General features: G+C 40.5%; 18 protein-coding genes. 1 reads left to right on the top strand and 17 read right to left on the bottom strand.

Annotation, left to right across the window (positions count from 1 at the left end):
• Window positions 1-16 precede the first annotated feature (16 nt).
• From ytaF to KHA88_RS00835, 10 genes are all read right to left on the bottom strand, one after another.
• Window positions 17-649 (bottom strand): sporulation membrane protein YtaF, encoded by a 633-nt coding sequence (gene ytaF / locus KHA88_RS00880; protein ID WP_213097630.1) that lies wholly within the window; start codon window positions 647-649, stop codon window positions 17-19.
• 96 nt (window positions 650-745) lie between these two features.
• On the bottom strand, window positions 746-1,579 hold the full coding sequence (gene mutM, locus KHA88_RS00875) for a DNA-formamidopyrimidine glycosylase (RefSeq protein WP_213106725.1): 834 nt from the start codon (window positions 1,577-1,579) through the stop codon (window positions 746-748).
• A 37-nt stretch (window positions 1,580-1,616) separates the two neighbouring features.
• Complete coding sequence (gene polA / locus KHA88_RS00870) at window positions 1,617-4,247, bottom strand: DNA polymerase I (RefSeq protein ID WP_213106724.1); 2,631 nt, start codon at window positions 4,245-4,247, stop codon at window positions 1,617-1,619.
• A gap of 178 nt (window positions 4,248-4,425) precedes the next feature.
• Window positions 4,426-5,358 (bottom strand): protease modulator HflC, encoded by a 933-nt coding sequence (gene hflC / locus KHA88_RS00865; protein ID WP_213106723.1) that lies wholly within the window; start codon window positions 5,356-5,358, stop codon window positions 4,426-4,428.
• Entirely contained in the window at window positions 5,358-6,308 is a 951-nt protein-coding gene (hflK, locus tag KHA88_RS00860) for an FtsH protease activity modulator HflK (protein ID WP_213097634.1), read from the bottom strand. The genes hflC and hflK overlap by 1 nt, the downstream gene beginning before the upstream one ends.
• A 102-nt stretch (window positions 6,309-6,410) precedes the next feature.
• Window positions 6,411-6,887 carry a MaoC/PaaZ C-terminal domain-containing protein gene (locus KHA88_RS00855; RefSeq protein WP_213097635.1) on the bottom strand — a complete coding sequence of 159 codons (477 nt, stop codon included), beginning with the start codon at window positions 6,885-6,887 and terminating at the stop codon, window positions 6,411-6,413.
• A gap of 110 nt (window positions 6,888-6,997) precedes the next feature.
• Window positions 6,998-7,936: a malate dehydrogenase gene (gene mdh, locus KHA88_RS00850; protein WP_213107411.1), complete on the bottom strand. Its 939-nt coding sequence runs from the start codon at window positions 7,934-7,936 to the stop codon at window positions 6,998-7,000.
• Between the two features lie 114 nt (window positions 7,937-8,050).
• Complete coding sequence (icd, locus tag KHA88_RS00845) at window positions 8,051-9,322, bottom strand: NADP-dependent isocitrate dehydrogenase (protein WP_213121281.1); 1,272 nt, start codon at window positions 9,320-9,322, stop codon at window positions 8,051-8,053.
• Window positions 9,323-9,394: 72 nt separating this feature from the next.
• Window positions 9,395-10,510 carry a citrate synthase gene (gene citZ, locus KHA88_RS00840; RefSeq protein ID WP_213097638.1) on the bottom strand — a complete coding sequence of 372 codons (1,116 nt, stop codon included), beginning with the start codon at window positions 10,508-10,510 and terminating at the stop codon, window positions 9,395-9,397.
• 260 nt (window positions 10,511-10,770) lie between these two features.
• Window positions 10,771-11,238 (bottom strand): DUF441 domain-containing protein, encoded by a 468-nt coding sequence (locus tag KHA88_RS00835; RefSeq protein WP_213106722.1) that lies wholly within the window; start codon window positions 11,236-11,238, stop codon window positions 10,771-10,773.
• A gap of 261 nt (window positions 11,239-11,499) precedes the next feature.
• On the opposite strand from KHA88_RS00835, the gene ytvI reads away from it, so the two are divergent.
• Window positions 11,500-12,624: a sporulation integral membrane protein YtvI gene (gene ytvI / locus KHA88_RS00830; protein WP_213121280.1), complete on the top strand. Its 1,125-nt coding sequence runs from the start codon at window positions 11,500-11,502 to the stop codon at window positions 12,622-12,624.
• Between the two features lie 28 nt (window positions 12,625-12,652).
• On the opposite strand, the gene KHA88_RS00825 is transcribed toward ytvI, so the two are convergent.
• The 7 genes from KHA88_RS00825 to ystJ all read right to left on the bottom strand — a co-directional run bounded on the left by KHA88_RS00825 (window position 12,653) and on the right by ystJ (window position 19,887).
• Window positions 12,653-13,048, bottom strand: a complete 396-nt coding sequence (locus KHA88_RS00825) for an FxsA family protein (RefSeq protein ID WP_346728917.1) — start codon at window positions 13,046-13,048, stop codon at window positions 12,653-12,655.
• 81 nt (window positions 13,049-13,129) lie between these two features.
• A complete protein-coding gene (gene pyk / locus KHA88_RS00820) occupies window positions 13,130-14,890 on the bottom strand; it encodes a pyruvate kinase (protein ID WP_213097642.1) in 1,761 nt (586 codons plus the stop codon).
• 141 nt (window positions 14,891-15,031) lie between these two features.
• Window positions 15,032-15,991, bottom strand: a complete 960-nt coding sequence (pfkA, locus tag KHA88_RS00815; protein ID WP_213097643.1) for a 6-phosphofructokinase — start codon at window positions 15,989-15,991, stop codon at window positions 15,032-15,034.
• Between the two features lie 162 nt (window positions 15,992-16,153).
• On the bottom strand, window positions 16,154-17,134 hold the full coding sequence (gene accA, locus KHA88_RS00810) for an acetyl-CoA carboxylase carboxyl transferase subunit alpha (protein ID WP_213097644.1): 981 nt from the start codon (window positions 17,132-17,134) through the stop codon (window positions 16,154-16,156).
• A complete protein-coding gene (accD, locus tag KHA88_RS00805; RefSeq protein WP_213097645.1) occupies window positions 17,128-17,997 on the bottom strand; it encodes an acetyl-CoA carboxylase, carboxyltransferase subunit beta in 870 nt (289 codons plus the stop codon). The genes accA and accD overlap by 7 nt, the downstream gene beginning before the upstream one ends.
• Window positions 17,998-18,042: 45 nt before the next feature.
• Complete coding sequence (locus tag KHA88_RS00800; RefSeq protein WP_213106721.1) at window positions 18,043-18,642, bottom strand: FadR/GntR family transcriptional regulator; 600 nt, start codon at window positions 18,640-18,642, stop codon at window positions 18,043-18,045.
• A 6-nt stretch (window positions 18,643-18,648) separates the two neighbouring features.
• On the bottom strand, window positions 18,649-19,887 hold the full coding sequence (ystJ, locus tag KHA88_RS00795) for an NADP-dependent malic enzyme (protein ID WP_213106720.1): 1,239 nt from the start codon (window positions 19,885-19,887) through the stop codon (window positions 18,649-18,651).
• Between the last annotated feature and the right edge of the window lie 72 nt (window positions 19,888-19,959).

Raw genomic sequence — 19,959 nt, 5'->3', positions numbered from 1 at the left:
TATTGCCTCTTTCATTTTACATTTTTAATAATCCAATTAACACGAGTAAAACTCCAGGCATAAATGAGAATTTCTGTAGCCAGCTTGAATGTGAAAAAACTTTTCCCAGCTGCAAGCCTCCTCCTAGAAAAATGCAACTCATGAACGCGGCAGATCCAGCAAGGATTAAGGGAGAATATCCAAGCATCGCCGCCCCGATTCCAGCGCCGAATGCATCAAGCGATAATGCAATCCCAAGCAAAAGAGCTTCAATCCCAGTTATCGTACCAGAGCAGTCAATATCTGCTCTAGTCGGTTTTTTTAAAATATGAACGACGATGCCCAGCGATTTAATTTCCCAATTTAAAACGAGTTTTTCATGTGTTAATGGCTTTTCTTTTTCGGTTCTAAAAAATTGATAAATCACCCAGGCGCCAATCAAAATTAATATAATGCCGCCAATCCGACTGGCGGAAGCTGGAGTAAGAACGTTTAGAAGTAGTTGTCCTGCAAACATCGCAATCCCTAATGAAACTGCGGTACATAATGCAATAATCAAAATGGATTTTATCGGAATCGTCATTTTTCTAAGACCGTATGCAAGTCCAGTACTGAAATTATCGAGGCTGATTGCAATCGCAAGCAGCAGTATAGATAACGAAAAGCCCATCTCCAAGCACCTTCCCCTTTAAAAGTCGATAACCCAGTATATGAGAAAGGCTTTATGTTGGTTAAAAAGCAACTCCTGAAAAACTTCTCACAATAATCAACGGTTACTTTTCTGACACTTAGGACAGAAATGTGTTCCTCTTCCAGCCAATTTGACTTTTTCAACTGGCGTTCCGCAATGTTTACATTCTTCGCCTTTTCTGCCGTAAACAAAAAGCCGCTCCTGATACGTTCCGCTTATTCCATGGGAGTTCATATACGTATTGACGGAACTTCCTCCAGCTTCGATGGCTTCTATTAAGGTAGATGCAGCTTCATCGCGTAAAATTGATATTTCCTGATCACTTAATGTTTTTGCCCGACGCTCGGGATGAATTTTTGATCTAAACAATACTTCGTCAACGTATATATTACCAAGTCCAGTCACAATTGTTTGATCAAGGAGCACCGCTTTGATCATTCGATCGGTTTTCATTAACCGCTCTTTTAAATAATTGACAGTAAAATCCGCCGAAAATGGCTCAGGTCCAAGTTTAGCAAGGGGAAGGTTGGTTTCTTCTGTCCCTTTTGTAAACAAATGCATCGTCCCAAACTTCCTAACGTCACGGTAACGAAGCTCAGTGCCATCCGTAAAGCTGAAAACGACATGTGTATGTTTATCAGTTTCGTCACCTTTACGATGCAAACTGTAATTACCTTCCATCCTCAAATGAGAGACGAGCGAGTAATCATCAAGTAAAAAAATTAAAAATTTGCCTCTTCTATTTACACCATGAATCATCTGGCCTTTTAGTGCATCCTGAAATTGCTCAAATTCCAATGGGTTTTTAATTATTTTTGGCCATCCTACCGCCACGCGTTCTATTGTTTTACCCACTACTAGTTCAACTAGTGATCTACGGACCGTTTCTACTTCAGGTAACTCCGGCATCTTGGGGCCCCCTCTCTTGTTGCACCTTCATTGCTGTTTATTTTGCATCAAACCATGTTGGGCCGTATGAGTACTCTACTTTAACCGGAACCGCAAGTTCGAGTGCATGCTCCATTACATCCGGAACAATTTCTTTTAATTTTTCAATTTCATCTTGTGGCGCTTCAAAAATCAATTCGTCATGCACTTGCAAAAGCAAACGCGTTCGTAGGCCTTCTTTTTCAAGTCTTGCTGCCATATCAATCATTGCTTTTTTTATGATGTCCGCTGCACTTCCTTGAATTGGCGTATTCATCGCTGTTCGTTCTGCGAAGCTTCTGAGGTTAAAATTGCGACTTGTAATTTCAGGGATATACCTTCTTCTATGCAAGACTGTTGAAACAAAGCCGTTGTCTCTAGCTTCCACGATGATGTCTTCCATATAATTTTTGACACCTGGGAAGCTTTGTAAGTAGCGGTCAATAAATTGGCCTGCTTCTTTTCTTGTAATCCCCAAGCTTTGCGACAATCCATAATCACTGATGCCGTAGACAATCCCGAAGTTCACGGCTTTCGCCTGCCTACGCATATTCGATGTCACTTCGTCTGCTTCAACATGGAATACATCCATAGCTGTTTTTGTATGAATATCCATATTGTTTGTGAAAGCTTCCATTAGCTTTTCATCCTTAGCGATATGTGCAAGGACCCGGAGTTCAATTTGTGAATAATCCGCCGCGAAAATGACCCAATCTTTTTCTGAAGGAATAAATGCTTTGCGTATTTTACGCCCTTCTTCCAAACGAATAGGAATATTTTGCAAGTTAGGATCAATGGAGCTTAGCCTTCCTGTTGATGTCAATACTTGATTAAACCGCGTATGAACTTTATTCGAATCGCTGTGAACCACTTTTAGCAAACCTTCAATATAAGTGGACTGTAATTTTCCGAGTTGGCGATAATTAAGGATTTCCCGAATAATTTCGTGTTCATGCTCTAATTTTTCTAATACATCAGCCGAAGTAGAATAACCCGTTTTCGTCTTTTTTATGACCGGTAAACCGAGATTATCAAATAAAATAACCCCTAACTGTTTCGGGGAATTAATATTAAATTTTTCACCCGCATGTTCATGAATTCTTGCTTCAATCTCTTTCAATCTTTCGGCGATTTCAGCCTTCATCTCTTCCAGTTTCTCAACGTCCACTTTCACACCTGTATATTCCATTTTCGCGAGAATCAACGATAGCGGCAATTCGAGTTCGAAAAATAGATCTGTCTGTTCATTTTGCTCAAGTTCCTTAAGCAACGGCTCGTATAAATCAGCAATACCCATTGCTTTTCGTACAAGGTGTTCGCCAAGCACATCGCCTTCAGCTACCTTTTTCTTAGCACCTTTGCCATATACTGCTTCATCCGTTTTCACATTTGTAAATTGATGTCGTTTTGCGACCCCTGCGAAATCCTCTGTAGACTCAGAGGGGTTGAGTAAATAGGACGCAAGCAATAAATCAAAATCAATTCCTTGTAAATCGATATCATGTCTTTTTAGCGCAACGATCGAGCGTTTTGCGTCATAAACTTGTTTCCTCTTCGTTTCATCTTTCGCCCATTGTTTAAAAGCTTCTGATTGCAATGTGGTTTCAACAGGCAAATAGAAATTTCCGTTCTTGTTGGATAAACCGAAGCCCGCAATTTCTCCAGTATGATAATTATCTTCGAGGACTTCAACGTAGAGTGCATTTTCAGCAGCGAAAACTGCTTCAGTAATGGATTCCACTGTTTCAAATGAAATTTCTTTCACTTCTTCCGAAACGATTTCATCTGCACCTTCTAATTTTCCAAGCAGGGAATTAAATCCGAGTTCTTTAAAAACTGCTGAGAGTTTTTCCACATCATAGCCTTCGAACGAAAGTTCATCAACCGTAACGGTCACTGGCGCTTCTTTTGTTATCGTCGCCAACTCTTTGCTCATGATTGCTTGATCTTTAAATTCTTCTAGTCTTTCCTTCAGCTTCTTTCCACTCACTTGGTCTATATTAGCCAGCAGGTTTTCTAGGGTTTCAAATTGCTTTAACAGTTTGATCGCTGTTTTCTCTCCGACACCGGGAACTCCCGGGATATTATCGGACTGGTCACCCATAAGACCCTTCATATCAATAATTTGGTCGGCAGTAAGGCCATATTTCTCTTGGATATGAGCAGGGGTATATTCTTCAATATCTGTAATGCCTTTTCTTGTGATTCCAACTGTAATATGTCCAGTGCTTAGCTGCGTCAAGTCCTTATCTCCAGAAATCACTTTTACCTCAAAGCCTTCTTGTTCCGCTTTGACCGCGAGTGTCCCGATAATATCATCCGCTTCAAAGTTTTCCAGCTCATACCGTTTAATTCCATATGCGTCTAGTAACTCTCTAACAAACGGAAACTGTTCAGACAGCTCTGGTGGAGTCTTTTGGCGTCCACCTTTATATTCTTTGAAGGTAGAATGGCGGAACGTTGTTTTTCCCGCGTCAAATGCCACAAGAATATGCGTCGGTTTTTCTTCCTCAAGCACCTTCATCAGCATCGTTGTGAAACCGTATACGGCATTCGTATGTATTCCTTTGTCATTGTTCAAAAGTGGCAGAGCGAAAAAAGCACGGTAAGCAATACTATTACCGTCAATGAGCATTAATTTCTTTTTCATTTAATAAAACCTCCTAGTGGGGCTAGTTCGTCCATCTATTCTTACCTATATTTTAGCATGTGGGTTAGGGAATGTGAAAATAAAGGGTTATATTCGCTTTAGGCGTTGGTTGTTCTTGTTCACATCTATTCTGAGAAGACAAAAAATCCGCACGGCGATAGCCATGCGGATACTTTCATTATTTAGTATAGCCCATCAACAAACGGGCGTACGGCGAGTCTGATGGAATGACGATGACAGTGTCTTCGCCGATTGTTTTCTTATAAGTCTCAAGTGTTCGGAAAAGGTTATAGAATTCTTTATCTTTAGAGAAAGATACATTATAAATCTTGGCTGCTTCTCCCTCTCCTTCCGAACGGATAACTTCCGCATCAGCTTGTGCTTTCGATAGTGTTTCGCGGACCTTTCGATCAGTTTTGGCGGTGATGCGATTCTTCTCGGCATCACCTTTAGATAAATATTCTTGTGCTTTTGATTCACGCTCGGAAATCATTCTCGTATAAACAGAGTTCTCATTTTCTTGCGGCAAATCGGTTCGTTTCGTCCGGACATCAGTGATGATGATACCATATTCATCTTTTAAAAGGAGTTCATTTACCTTTTCGGTTACTCTGTCATTTAAACTTCCGCGTGATGATTTCTCGTCATTTATGATTTCGTTATAGTTTAATTGACCAAGCTCTGCCCGTACAACAGAATAAATGAACTCTTCCATCCTTGACTCGGCATTGGCTACGGTTCTCGCATTCGAAATCATTTTTCGCGGATTATCAATTTTCCAAACAACATAATTGTCAATAATCATCCGCTTCTTATCTTTTGTATTGATTTCTGCTTGAGATACATCATACATCATTTGATATTTCGGGAGCGTTGAGACACTTTGAATAAATGGTAGTTTAAAAGAAAGACCTGGTTCACTTTTAATCCTGACAACTTCTCCAAATTGACGAATTACTTTATGTTCCCCTTCTTTGACGATGAAGGCACTCGTTAATAAAAGGATGAACAAAGCGAATAAAATAATAACAGTAATACCCAACTTGGCATATTTACGCCATTCCATCTCAATATTTTTTCTAGGTTCAAGATTAACTACTTTTTTATCCATTATTCTTCGCTTCCCCCTTCTTCATTGGATTGTTTCGCTTGCTCTTTTTCCAATGGCCGAATCGGGAAGTATTTCAAAGTATTACCATCATCATTCATGATATAAATCTCTGCACCAGGTAAAACTTGCTCTAGTGTTTCAAGCGTTAGACGCTCACGAGTGATGTCGGGATTTGTTTTATACTGCTCATATAATTTATTAAATACAGCAACATCCCCACGTGCGGCTTCAAGCCTTGCGGATTTTTCCCCTTCTGCCTTGTAAATGATAGCGGCTTTTTCCCCTTCCGCTTCATTCATCCGCTTATTTTCATATTTTTTTGCTTCATTTATTTTTGTGTTCATCGTTTCTCGAGCATCCGTAACCGCTGTAAAAGCACTGCGTACTTCTTGATTCGGAAGCTCTACGTCTTTTAAATTAACAGCAAGAATGGATATGCCCACATCATATTTATCCATTAAAGAAGTCAATAGCTCACGCACATTCGCTTCAATTTCCGCTTTCCCTGATGTCAATGCATCATCAATTTTCGAACTGCCAATAATACTTCTTAAAGAAGCCGATGTGGCGTTATATAAAATTTCTTGCGGTTTTTCTGAATGAAATAAGTATTTTTTCGGATCCGTTATTTTCCATTGAACAACGAGATCGGCAAGGACAATATTTTCATCTCCAGTAATCATTTTTGTTTCATTTGTCTTACCGTTCTTTTCATTGTAACCGAATTCAAGCTTAAGCGTCTCTCTTGCTAATTTTTCCACACGCTGAATTGGCCATGGAAGTTTAAAGTGTAAGCCTGGTTCTGTAATCGTTTCTTCCGCCTTACCGAACGTCATAATTAAAGCTTGATCTGATTCATCTACCGTATACCACGAACTGAAGAGAACTACGGTGAGTACAATAACAGCAATGATTAGCCCTGTAACGGTATATACTCTTTTTAAGCTCATTCCATACAACCCTTTCTATTTTTCTCTTAATCTATGTACGAATGAATCCATAAAAGGATTCAAAGAAATGGGGAGAGGTCCATGTGAACCTCTCCCCATTGCCTAAAAGTTTTCGAGGGCTTCCCCTGTCATTGGCTCCATGTTAAATGGTGGGCAAACTAATAGTTTTCCTTTAATAACCATATTCTCCTGCTCATCTGTTGCTTGCACATTTACAGTAATGGTATGGTTTTTTTCATTTACATCTGTTATTTCAAACAAAAATTGGATTGTTGCATAGTGGTATACGGGTTGTAAAAATTCAATTTCCTGTTTTAGAATATGTGAACCTGGTCCTGGCAAATATTTGGATACAGCAGAGGTTATAATTCCTGTAAGCATAATCGTAGGAACGATCGGCTTTTTATAGGTAGTTTGGGAAGCATAATCATGCTGAATATAAAGTGGATTTGCATCATTTGTCAAACCTAAAAATAAAAGCAAATCTTTGTCCTCAATTTTTTCAGTCAGCGTTAATTTTTCCCCTCTTGTAATTTCCTCCATTGTCCTGCCAAGTTTACGTTTTTTCCCGAGTAACAACACATGCACCTCCATAGGTTTTTAAGCGCTTTCAGTAAATAATACCATGAAATGTACTTCGATACAAAGAGAAAAACGGGCGTTCTCCAGTGAGAGGGCCCGATCGTTTATTATGCCAGTACGTTCATTACTTCTTTCACGGAATCAGCTGATTTTTGCAAAGCTGATTTTTCATCATCTGTCAGTTTAAGCTCGATGATTTTTTCAATACCATCTTTACCTAGGATTGTTGGAACACCAAGATAAATGCCATCGAAGCCGTATTCTCCTTCTAGATAAGCAATCGTAGGTAAAACTCGGCGTTGATCCTTAACAATGGCTTCGACCATTTCAACAAGGGAAGCTGCAGGTGCATAGTATGCACTGCCGTTGCCAAGAAGGTTAACGATTTCACCGCCGCCTTTACGGGTGCGTTCAACTATTGCCTCGAGACGGTCTTGCGGAATAAGCGCTTCCAAAGGAATTCCTCCGGCGTATGAGTAACGTACAAGCGGAACCATATCGTCACCGTGGCCGCCAAGAACGAAGCCTGTTACATCTTTTACTGATAAATTTAGTTCCTGTGCAACAAACGTTCGGAAGCGTGCTGTATCAAGGACACCAGATTGTCCAATTACGCGGTTCTTTGGAAAACCAGATTCTTGGAATACTGTATAAGTCATTGCATCAACCGGATTGGTAAGAACGATGATAAAGCAGTTTGGAGAATGCTTTACAATTTCTTTCGTGACGCTTTTCATGACTTTCTGGTTTGTTTGGACAAGGTCATCGCGGCTCATCCCTGGTTTACGTGCAATTCCTGCAGTAATAACAACTACATCAGAATCCTTCGTATCTTCATAGTTTGATGTACCTGTAATATTCGCATCAAATCCTTGAACAGGACCAGCTTCCAGCATGTCCAATGCTTTTCCTTTTGTCGGATTTTCCATTTGCGGTATGTCAACAAGAACGACATCTCCAAGCTCTTTTTGCGCTAGTAAAAATGCCGTCGTAGCTCCTGTAAAACCGCCGCCAATTACTGAAATCTTTTTCCGTTTCATAGTCATGGGTCCCATTACCTTCCTTCTTAAAGATTAAAGTTTATGTAGTGGATCCGTTTATTGATATAAAGCGAGCGCAGCCGTTATTATACGGTTTGCGCTCGCTTAATAGATGTTTTCTTATTTCATGTTTTCAATCAATGCTGTTGCAAATTCAGACGTTTTTACTTCTGTAGCGCCTTCCATTAAACGAGCAAAGTCGTAAGTAACAACTTTAGATTCGATTGTGTTTTCAACAGATTTGATAATTAACTCAGCAGCTTCGGTCCAGCCAAGGTGCTCTAGCATAAGCACGCCTGAAAGAAGAACTGATGAAGGGTTTACTTTATCAAGGCCAGCATATTTTGGAGCTGTGCCATGTGTTGCTTCAAAGATAGCATGTCCTGTTTCGTAGTTAATGTTAGCTCCTGGAGCAATTCCGATTCCGCCGACTTGTGCAGCAAGTGCATCGGAAACATAGTCGCCATTCAAGTTCATTGTTGCTACAACGTCGAACTCCTTCGGACGAGTTAGAATTTGTTGTAGGAAAATGTCAGCAATCGCATCTTTAATGATGATCTTGCCTGCAGCTTCAGCATCAGATTGTGCTTTGTTTGCAGCCTCAGTTCCTTGCTCATCTTTAATTTTATCGTATTGATCCCAAGTGAATACTTTATCACCAAATTCTTCTTCAGCAAGCTCGTAGCCCCAGTTTTTAAATGCGCCTTCTGTAAACTTCATGATGTTCCCTTTGTGAACTAGAGTTACAGATTTGCGGCCTTCTTTAATCGCATAGTTGATAGCAGCGCGTACAAGACGTTTTGTTCCTTCAGCAGAAACTGGCTTAATGCCGATTCCGGAAGTTTCAGGGAAACGGATTTTGTTAACGCCCATTTCATTTTGTAAGAAATCAATTAACTTTTTCACTTCATCTGTGCCTTCTTGATATTCAATACCAGCATAAATATCTTCAGTATTTTCACGGAAGATAACCATGTCTGTGTCTTCAGGACGCTTAACGGGTGAAGGAACACCTTGGAAATAGCGAACTGGACGCAAGCATACAAATAGATCCAACTCTTGACGAAGAGCAACGTTCAATGAACGGAAGCCGCCGCCAATCGGTGTTGTCAATGGGCCTTTAATGGCAATGAAATATTCACGAATTGTTTCTAATGTTTCTACAGGTAGCCACTCGCCAAATTTATCGAATGCTTTTTGCCCTGCATATACTTCTTTCCATTCAATTTTCTTTTTGCCTGCATATGCTTTTTCTACAGCTGCATCCAATACTCTTTTCGCTGCTGCCCAAATGTCAGGACCTGTTCCATCTCCTTCGATAAAAGGAATGATCGGGTTATCAGGTGTATTCAACACACCATTTTCTACAGTAATTTTTTGACCTTGTGACATTACTATCCCTCCATGTTTAAGTCTCTATAACTATACTATCAGAAATACTGACAATTTTCTATTTCTTGTCAATCAACGCTCATCAACCGGCACATAATTTCTCTTGCCAGGTCCTGTATATTCGGCACGTGGGCGAATTAGACGGTTGTTTTCATACTGTTCAAGGATGTGTGCAAGCCATCCAGATACTCGGCTTACAGCAAAAATCGGAGTGAATAGATCATGATCAATCCCTAAGCTGTGATAAACAGATGCCGAATAAAAATCAACGTTTGGCGGCAAAGGTTTTTGTGAAGTGAACGCTTCTTCCACTTTTACAGAAATATCATACCATTCTGGCTCTCCTGTAATTTCAGTAAGTCGCTTAGACATTTCACGCAAATGTTTTGCACGCGGATCCCCTTGACGATACACACGGTGACCAAAGCCCATGATTTTTTCTTTGTTATTTAATTTTTCAAGTACATACTCTTCAGCCTTATCCGCTGTACCGATTTCGGTGAGCATTTTCATAACTTGTTCGTTGGCACCCCCATGAAGCGGGCCTTTCAATGCACCTATTGCAGCCGTAACACCTGAATATACATCGGAAAGTGTAGCTACACAAACGCGGGCTGTGAAAGTGGATGCATTAAGTTCATGGTCTGCATGAAGAACTAAAGCCTTATCCATTGCTTCAATTTCTATTTGATCAGGCATTTCGCCTTTTAGCATGTAAAGGAAGTTTTCTGCAAAACCGAGGTCTTTGCGAGGCGCTACTGGCTCAAGTCCTTTTCGTACACGCGCAAAAGTCGCAACAATTGCTGGCATTTTAGCTTGTAAGCGAATCGCTTTGCGATAATTCGCTTCTTTATCCATCAAATCAGCTTCATCATCGTATAGTCCAAGTGCTGAAACTGCTGTACGCAATGCTGCCATAGGATGTACCTTATCGATTGGATATGTTTTGAAGCTTTCAATCACTTCTTGTGGAAGCTCCATATTATCAGCCAATTGCTGTTTGAGCTCTTGTAGCTGAGCTTTGTTCGGTAGTTCTAAATGCCATAATAAATAAATTACTTCTTCAAAGGTTGCGTTTTCAGTTAAATCATCAATATCATAGCCGACATATGTAAGTGTATCGTCGATGATTGAACTAATGGAAGATGTAGTAGCTACTATTCCTTCCAGTCCACGTGCTGCTGTCATTAAAAACCTCTCCTTTATCCTTCTTTTTCAAACTTGTACATTTTAAGCAAAAAATATAGACTGCCGCCTGAATGAAGAGTATTCCAGCAACTTTAGTCTTTGCTGTGAAAATTCATGTATTACACCGCAGCCATGCATATTCTATTATAGACTAGTCGTCAATCTTGTCTATATTTCAACATATGCAATCCGCTTCCTTTGTCATTATAACCAAATCTTTTACTTTTGGGAATGGAAACGCTTATAACCCATTCTCTCTCTTAGCCAGGTTTGATTAATTCAAATATTTTCATCGCCATATAGGCGATGCCTGCGCCTATTAAAGGACCAACTGCGACTCCTTTAAACACTGCAACCGCAAATATCGTCCCGATTACAAGGGCGGTCGTGATATGGGGATCTACAGATAAAAGCTGTACACCATACTTGGCGATGACGGCAACTCCCATACCTGCTCCGAGCGCAATCCATGCATATGGCGACTTTATTGCGTTTCCAAGTTCTTTAAAGCCGATATAACCACTGGCAATTGGGGCTAAAACGGCAATTGTAATAATTGTGACCCCCCAGTTAATTCCTTTCGTTTGCAATGAGGTGAAAATCTTTTCGTCTGCCCCTAGTAATTTAAGAACAATCAATACACTCGCCGCAATAATGAGCGATTGATTTTTCGCAATAATTCCGATAGCAAGAAGCATAAGCATAAATAAAAAAGGTTGATTGAACAAAAAGCTCATCCTTTCCGAAAATTCTAATAGACATGTTATTATATAGAAAAGCGTAAGCGCCTTTCAATGGAAGAACGGCTAAGGGCGCCACGTCCTGTGGCAACGCCGTTCTGACCCGCATCCTGCGGGCCTCCGACAGGCAAATGTTCTGATGCATTAAAAGTCCGGTCTTGACTTTTATTGCATCAGGTTATTTGACCTCGAGGGGCTAGGCGCTGGAGCTAGACATGTTAAAAATAGAAAATAAGGTGTGGTGACTAGGTGAACCGAGATACCGTAAATAAAGTAATCCGTTTTTTCATTGTTACTGGAATAGTAGTAAGTTCCCTTATCTTTATTTATTATATTTCAAAAGTAACATATCCGTTTATTATAGCCATTGCAATTGCTATATTTATGAATCCCGCCGTTCGATTTCTCGAGAAAAAATGGAAATTTCCACGTGTACTGGCTGTATTAACAACGCTACTCCTCCTCATAGCTATTTTTGCTGGTTTGATTACATTATTAATTGCGGAAATTGTTGGGGGTACAAGCTACTTATCCACTGTTGTGCCTCAGCATGTCGGAACGTTAATTAGCTATATTGAAGACTTGTTTGCTGGCCAGGTTATACCATTTTACAATAAAATTGCAGGTATGTTTAAAAGTCTTGATAGCGGTCAGCAAGATACCATCAAGGATAGTATTACAGACACTGGCAATAAAATAACGGAAAGCGCAACTGCATTTTTACAAAACTTTTTTTTGAAGCTTCCAGCCCTTGTATCGTGGATTCCGAATGCCGCTACAGTGATTGTATTCTCTCTCCTTGCAACATTTTTTATTAGTAAGGACTGGGATAATCTAACGTCTGCATCCACTCGCTTCATGCCCGAAAAGGCGAAAACAAGTGGAAGAAAAGTATTTATCGACTTAAAAAAAGCACTCGCTGGCTTTGTAAAAGCGCAGCTAACCTTAATTTCGATTACACTTGTGATTGTTTTAATTGGTCTCCTAATTTTAAGAGTTGATTATGCCATTACCATTGCCCTCATTACCGGGATTGTCGACTTACTTCCGTATTTAGGAACGGGAACGGTGTTTATTCCGTGGATTATTTATGAATTGGTGATAGGTAATTATGGACTAGCACTCGGTCTCGGGATATTATACACTGTAGTGATCGTGCAAAGGCAAGTGATGGAACCTAAAATCCTGTCTTCAAATATCGGACTCAATCCACTAGCGACATTAGTCGCTCTTTTCGTTGGATTTAAGCTGATAGGGTTTTTAGGACTTATTGTTGGTCCGGTTACACTTGTACTGGTAACAACTCTTCATAAAGCAAATGTTTTCAAGGATCTCTGGGCGTATATTAAAGGGACCCCTCCCATTATTAAATGAAAAAAGAGCCGATGTCTTGGCTCTTTTTTTAACGATAAATATATACTTGCTTACGTGATATCCAGTTTCTTATTACTTTAAGCATTAGTGGTCTCAAAGCATTTCTAGTAATAGGAAGGAGCAACAGCAAACCAGTTAGGTCTGAGATAAAGCCTGGGGCTAAAAGTAAAATACCACCTGCAAGAATACACACGCCATCTAGCATTGCATTCCCTGGTGGTTGGCCAGAGCGCAGCTGAGCTTGCACTTTCCGAAGAGCCTCCAACCCTTGTCTTTTTGCTAAATATGCTCCCAATAATCCAGTCAAAATAATTAAGGATACAGTAGTGATTACCCCAATTGCTTTTCCTGCCATAATAAAAAGCCCTATCTCCATTGCAGGAACGATAATAAAAAGTAGAATTAAATATTTCAAACGGTTCACATCCCCGTTAATTTTTCTTTAATTATATCATATATTCCAATAAAAAATTGCCGGGACACGATGCCCGGCAATTCATATTAATTATAGTACACTCGCATGCCCATTATAAATAATTCCACGAGTGGCATCGACCGTAATTTCTTGACCATCTTTAATCAAGGTTGTTGCATTTTCTACTCCAACAATAACCGGAATGCCGAGATTTATACCCACTACAGCTGCATGGCTAGTTAAACCGCCTTCTTCCGTTATGAGTGCAGAACATTTTTCTAGGACTGAAACCATTTCTCTATCTGTTCCAATTGCAACCATTACAGAACCAGGTTCAGCTTTTTCATTTGCTTCCGATGCATCTTTGGCAATAAATGCTTTTCCGAATGCTGATTTTCTTCCTATACCTTGTCCTTTGGCAATTACATCTCCGACAACATGGACTTTCATTAAATTGGTTGTCCCTTTTTCTCCAACAGGAACCCCACCCGTAATAACAATCAGATCACCATGTTTCACAAGTCCGGAATTCAAGCTTTCTGTCACTGCATTCTCAAGCATTTCGTCAGTAGTTGTGACTTTTTGCCCAAGTTTTGGATACACTCCCCATTTAAGTGAAAGACGACGGACAATCGCTTCATTGGAAGTTATTGCCACGATTGGAGCTTTAGGGCGATATTTAGAAATCATTCTTGCAGTATGTCCGCTTTCCGTCGGAGTTACAATGGCACTTACTTCTAGGTTGATGGCTGTATGTGCAACTGACTGACAAATTGCGTCTGTCATATTATGCTCGCTGTTTTTACTTAAATAAGATAGGATTTCTTGATGATTTAAAGCTTGTTCTGCTGTTAAAGCGATGTTGTGCATCGTTTGTACCGCTTCGACTGGATAAGAGCCTGCGGCAGTTTCTCCAGAGAGCATAACAGCATCAGAACCGTCAAAAATAGCGTTCGCTACATCGCTCGCTTCCGCTCTTGTCGGCCTTGGGTTACGCTGCATAGAGTCAAGCATTTGCGTTGCTGTTATAACCGGCTTTCCTGCCTCGTTACATTTTTTAATTAATTGTTTTTGTACGAGTGGAACGGCTTCAGTTGGAATTTCGACACCTAAGTCACCGCGTGCAACCATCACACCATCAGATACAGCCAAGATTTCATCTATATTGTCTACGCCTTCTTGGTTTTCGATTTTAGGAATAATATTAATATAGGAACCGCCATTTTCTTCTAATAGTTGTCTGATTTCTAATACATCCGTTGCTCTTCTGACAAATGAAGCAGCGATGAAATCGACACCTTGTTCAATGCCAAAAAGAATATCCTTTGCGTCTTTCTCAGTCATCCCAGGGAGATTAACCGAAACTCCAGGAACATTTACACCTTTTTTATTTTTCAATATGCCTGTGTTCAATACTTTCGTAACAATTTCACTATTTTCTCGTTTAATTTCAGTCACTTCAAGCGCAATTAGACCATCGTCCAGTAAAATTTTTGACCCTCTATGCACATCGTTGATCAGGCCCGGATATGATAGTGAGAATTTATCAACAGTCCCAAGCACTTCTTCCATGGAAATAATGACTGTTGAATCAGCCTTAAGCTCAATTGCACCGTTTTCCATGTCATGGGTTCTAATTTCAGGGCCTTTCGTGTCTAGTAAAATACCGATATTTTTCCCAGCTTTTTTAGCGGTTTCACGAATATTTACGATACGGCTCCGATGTTCTTCATGATCCCCATGTGAAAAATTCAAACGGGCCACATTCATACCCGCATCAATTAATTGAGATAATGTTTCGGGGTTTTCACTGGCGGGACCTATTGTACAAACTATTTTTGTCTTCTTCATCTTTTTTTACCCTCCTAAAATCTTGCAGCAAAAGAAAAACTCAAGCGTTTTTCTTTTTGTTAAGGAACTTATAAAATAATACCTTATTTAAAAACGTCTACCTCCAGCGCCGAGTTAACGGGCGCTTCCGCTTTATGTTTATTATATCGACAATTCTTTTGATAATTCATACATGTCTTGATGATATTTATGTGGTTTTTCAAGTACTGTTAAAATATCTTCATCAACGATGATATCTTTATCAATTCCCACAGCTCTTCCGCCTTTTCCTTGCATCAACAGTTCAACGGCTTTTGCTCCAAGCCTGCTTGCAAGTACTCTGTCAAATCCAGTAGGTGTCCCTCCACGTTGAATATGTCCCAATACAGATACCCTTGTGTCGATATTTGTTGCCTTATGGAGCTCTTCGGCAAATTGCGTACCGCTCATGACTCCTTCAGCAACGATAATAATACTATGTTCTTTACCACGCTTCTGTCCGCTTCTTAAGCGTTCAGCAATATCATCCATAACATATTTCTCTTCGGGAACTAAAATCGTTTCAGCCCCTCCCGCGAGTCCAGCCCAAAGCGCGATATCTCCAGCATCTCGCCCCATTACTTCAATGATGAAAGTGCGCTCATGTGAAGAGGCAGTGTCACGAATTTTATCGACTGCATCCAGCACTGTGTTCAATGCCGTATCAAACCCGATCGTAAATTCCGTACCTGGGATATCATTATCAATTGTTGCAGGAACACCAATGCAAGGAAATCCTTGCTCAGATAAAGCTTTGGCACCCATAAAAGAACCATTGCCTCCAATGACAACTAGACCGTCAATGCCAAACTTTTTTAATTGTTCGATTCCTTTTTGTTGGCCTTCCTTTGTAATGAATTCTTCACATCGTGCCGATCGCAGCATTGTTCCTCCACGATGGATAATGTCCCCAACAGAACCCAATTCCAGTTTTTTTATATTTCCATTAATTAAACCGCTGAATCCTTGATATACGCCATATGCTTCAAAGCCATGGTAAATAGATTTTCTCACGACAGCTCTAATGGCGGCGTTCATACCTGGTGCATCTCCGCCGCTCGTCAAAATACCGATTCTTTTCATTATCGTCACCTCAATTATTTCTATATATCATCTTTCGCCCTATTTCTAGGATTTTCTACAATATGTATTAGAAATTGTCAGTAAGTCTAAAATACCACTTTATCAACATAATCTCAAATAATTGATCAAAAAAAGAAGGTATGGCCCAAAGTGGGTCATACCTCAAGTATGAATATTTTCAAATTCCTTACTTTCTGCAAATTCACCCATTTTCTTAAATTTAGCGTATCGTTCACTTATTAGTTGTTCTGGTGTTGCAGCCAGTAATTGCTTTAGTGTTTTTACTAGAACATCATCAATGAAAGCAGCCTGCTTTTCAACATTTCTGTGAGCGCCGCCTTTTACTTCTGGTATAATTTCATCAATGATACCCATATCTTTTAAATCTGGAGCAGTAATTCTCATCGCTTCAGCCGCTTGCTTTGCCAAGGAAGCATCTTTCCAGAGGATTGTTGCTGCACCTTCTGGGGTAATGACAGAGTAAGTAGAGTTTTCAAGCATATATAGACGATCTCCGACTCCGAGGGCTAGGGCTCCACCGCTTCCACCTTCACCAGTCACAATGCATATGATCGGCACTGTAAACCCGGCCATTTCAAAAAGGTTGCGTGCGATTGCTTCACTTTGACCGCGTTCCTCGGCAGCTTTACCAGGGTATGCCCCTTTTGTATCAATGAAACAAATAATTGGACGTTTGAATTTCTCCGCTTGCTTCATCAGTCGCAGTGCCTTCCGATATCCTTCAGGGTGAGGCATACCGAAATTACGGCGAATATTTTCTTTCGTGTCTCTTCCTCGCTGATGACCGATCACCGTAACCGGGAGTCCTTTGAACTTCGCAATACCTCCCACGATTGCCATGTCATCACCGAAAAGCCTGTCTCCATGCAATTCAATAAAGTCAGTAAAAAGCTGATCAATATAGTCTAAAGTCGTTGGTCGATTGGCATGGCGGGCAACTTGAACGCGGTCCCAAGGTGACATATTTTCATATACATCCTTTTCGAGCTTTTCCAACCGCGCTTCCAGCTTATCGATTTCCTCAGACAAATCTACATCAGAGTCTTTTGTGAACTCTCTAAGTTCAGCTATTTTATTACGTAATTCCAGCACTGGCTTTTCAAATTCTAAACCATTTACCATGTGAGTTCACCTTCTTGCTGATGGATTTCAAGCACCGTAGTTAATTTTTCTTTGATTTCCAATCGATGAATGACTGCATCAAGCTGGCCATGATCTAATAGAAATTCCGCTGTCTGGAAATCATCGGGAAGTTCTTCTCTAATTGTCTGTTCAATGACCCGGCGTCCAGCAAAGCCAATCAACGCTCCCGGCTCGGCAAAATTATAATCGCCTAAAGAAGCAAAGCTCGCCGATACTCCACCTGTTGTTGGGTGGGTCATAAATGAAATAATTAATCCGCCTTTTTCGCTGAACATTTTTAAGGCTGCGCTTGTTTTAGCCATTTGCATTAATGATAGAACACCTTCCTGCATTCTCGCGCCTCCTGATGCAGTGAAAATCAAAAAAGGCACTTCTAGTTTTGCAGCTGTTTCAATAGCCCTCGCGATTTTTTCGCCGACTACGGAACCCATGCTGCCCATTCTGAAGTGTGAATCCATGATGGCAATAACTATGTTCATTCCATTTATGGCACCCGTTCCTGTTAAAACGGCTTCTTCTAGCTTCGTATTCTTCTTATCTTTTTCGAGTTTCTCTAAATATCCCGGAAACCCAAGCGGATTTTCTGAACTAATCCGGTCTTCAAGCACTTGAAAAGTTCCTTCATCAATAAGACTTTCAACCCGTTCATAGGCTGTCATTCGCAAATGATGACCACAGTGCAAGCACACTTTCAAGTTTTTTTGAAGATCTTTCGTATACATGATTTTTTTACATTCCGGGCATTTCGTCATTATTCCTTCGGGAACATCCTGCTTAGCTGCTTCCGATGGAATTGCTGCATATTTCTTTTTTTTGGGCTTTGTAAAAAGGTCTTTAAGCAACCTGAGTCCCCCTTTCAACTAATTTATTTGATGATTGGATAACCATTACACTCGCCCATCATATATGGCGATTGCTGTTTCCGCGTCTCCATCTATGATAGCTTCCATTAGTGGCTGTACGTATGCTGGATCTGGATTTTCGTCATTGTCTTTTGCTTCGTTTGAAAAATCATTCAATATTTCCCAAATCCTGTAAAGCAATCGATTATTTGTAAGCTCCATCATTTTTTCGAACGACTGATGTGGTTGATTTGCTGCCTCAACACGCAACCCCTTAAGAGTTTCTTCGGCTGGCGAGGAACTCATGAGCCTGATGATATCTTTTTCAAGCAATTCCTTCGTGCTAAAAATATCTTTTTTCACGTGCGGATCTTCAAGAATGAACATACCTAGTAATTTAATAAGATGATGATTTTTAAAATTCCGTAAAAAGGTTCCTTCTCCACGACGTGTTTCAATTAGCCCTAAAAGTTCCAACGACCGTAAAGCTTCGCGAACTGAGGAGCGACCTACTTTTAACCGCTCAGACAATTCACGTTCAGAGGGGATTTTATCCCCCGGCTGTAGGCCGTCTGCAGTAATCATCTTCCTTATCGCTTTTACGATGCTAAAATACACTTTTGATTGACCGGGATGATTATCCACTTTTTTTCACTCGCCTTTTCCGATCACTGCGAGTCTCATCGTCTTTTTTCGCACTTCTTCCGGATCAACTTTAATTCTTGCAACCCCTGTTTCCATCGCAGCCTTTGCTACTGCGGCTGCAACTTGCGGAGCTACCCTTGGATCAAATGGACCTGGAATAACGTAATCGGATGAAAGCTCATCTTCTGAAATTAGCCCTGCAATCGCTTCGACCGCTGCTTGTTTCATTTTTTCATTAATATGCGTAGCCCTGACATCGAGAGCTCCCCGGAAAATCCCTGGGAATGCCAGTACATTATTTACTTGGTTTGGAAAATCGGAGCGGCCTGTCCCAATCACTTTTACTCCTGCTTCTATCGCATCTTCTGGCATAATTTCCGGTTCAGGATTCGCCATAGCAAAGATAATCGGGTCGGGCTTCATCGAACGCACCATTTCTTTTGACAGCGCTCCGGCCACAGACACACCAATAAACACATCGGCATCCTGGATTACATCCGCAAGGGTCCCATGCAGTCTATCACGATTTGTAAATTTCGCTACTTTTGCTTTTATATCATTCATGCCTTCAGTACGCCCTTCATAAATGGCGCCTTTAGAATCACACATAATGATATCGCGAACACCATAGCTATATAATAGCTTGATAATTGCAATACCTGCAGCGCCCGCACCGTTCGCTACTATTTTTATTTCGGACATGCTTCTGCCCGTTATTTTTAATGCATTTACCAATCCGGCTACTGTTACAATCGCTGTGCCGTGCTGATCATCATGAAAAACTGGGATGCTTGTCTCCTTCTTAAGTCTTTCTTCAATGACAAAACAATTAGGAGCAGCAATATCTTCTAGATTTACTCCGCCAAATGTTGGCTCGAGCAATTTTACTGTCTGTATGATTTCTTCGACATTTGTTGTATTTAAACAAATTGGAAAAGCATCGACTCCTGCAAAACTTTTAAAAAGTACCGCTTTTCCTTCCATGACGGGTAAAGCAGCTTCCGGACCAATATTACCAAGACCTAAAACAGCCGTACCATCAGAGACGACAGCGACCATATTGCCTTTCATGGTGTAATCATAGACCGTTTCAGGTTTTTCATAAATCATTTTACAAGGCTCTGCCACTCCGGGAGAATAGGCTAGACTTAAATCTTTCGCATTTCTCACTTCAACTTTTGATTTTGATTCCAATTTTCCTTTGTTGAGTTTATGCAAGTGCAATGCTTCCTCGCGCAAAGTCAAGGGATTCACTCCTTCTTTTCTTGCATCCTTTATCTATATGCAAGTGGTCTGGCCACACACTGTTCTAAAATA

The sequence above is a fragment of the Lederbergia citrea genome (assembly GCF_018343525.1).
Taxonomy (GTDB): Bacteria; Bacillota; Bacilli; order Bacillales; family Bacillaceae_C; genus Lederbergia; species Lederbergia citrea.
The sequence above is the reverse complement of the archived record's forward strand: the minus strand, read 5'-3'. Positions and strand labels throughout refer to the sequence as shown.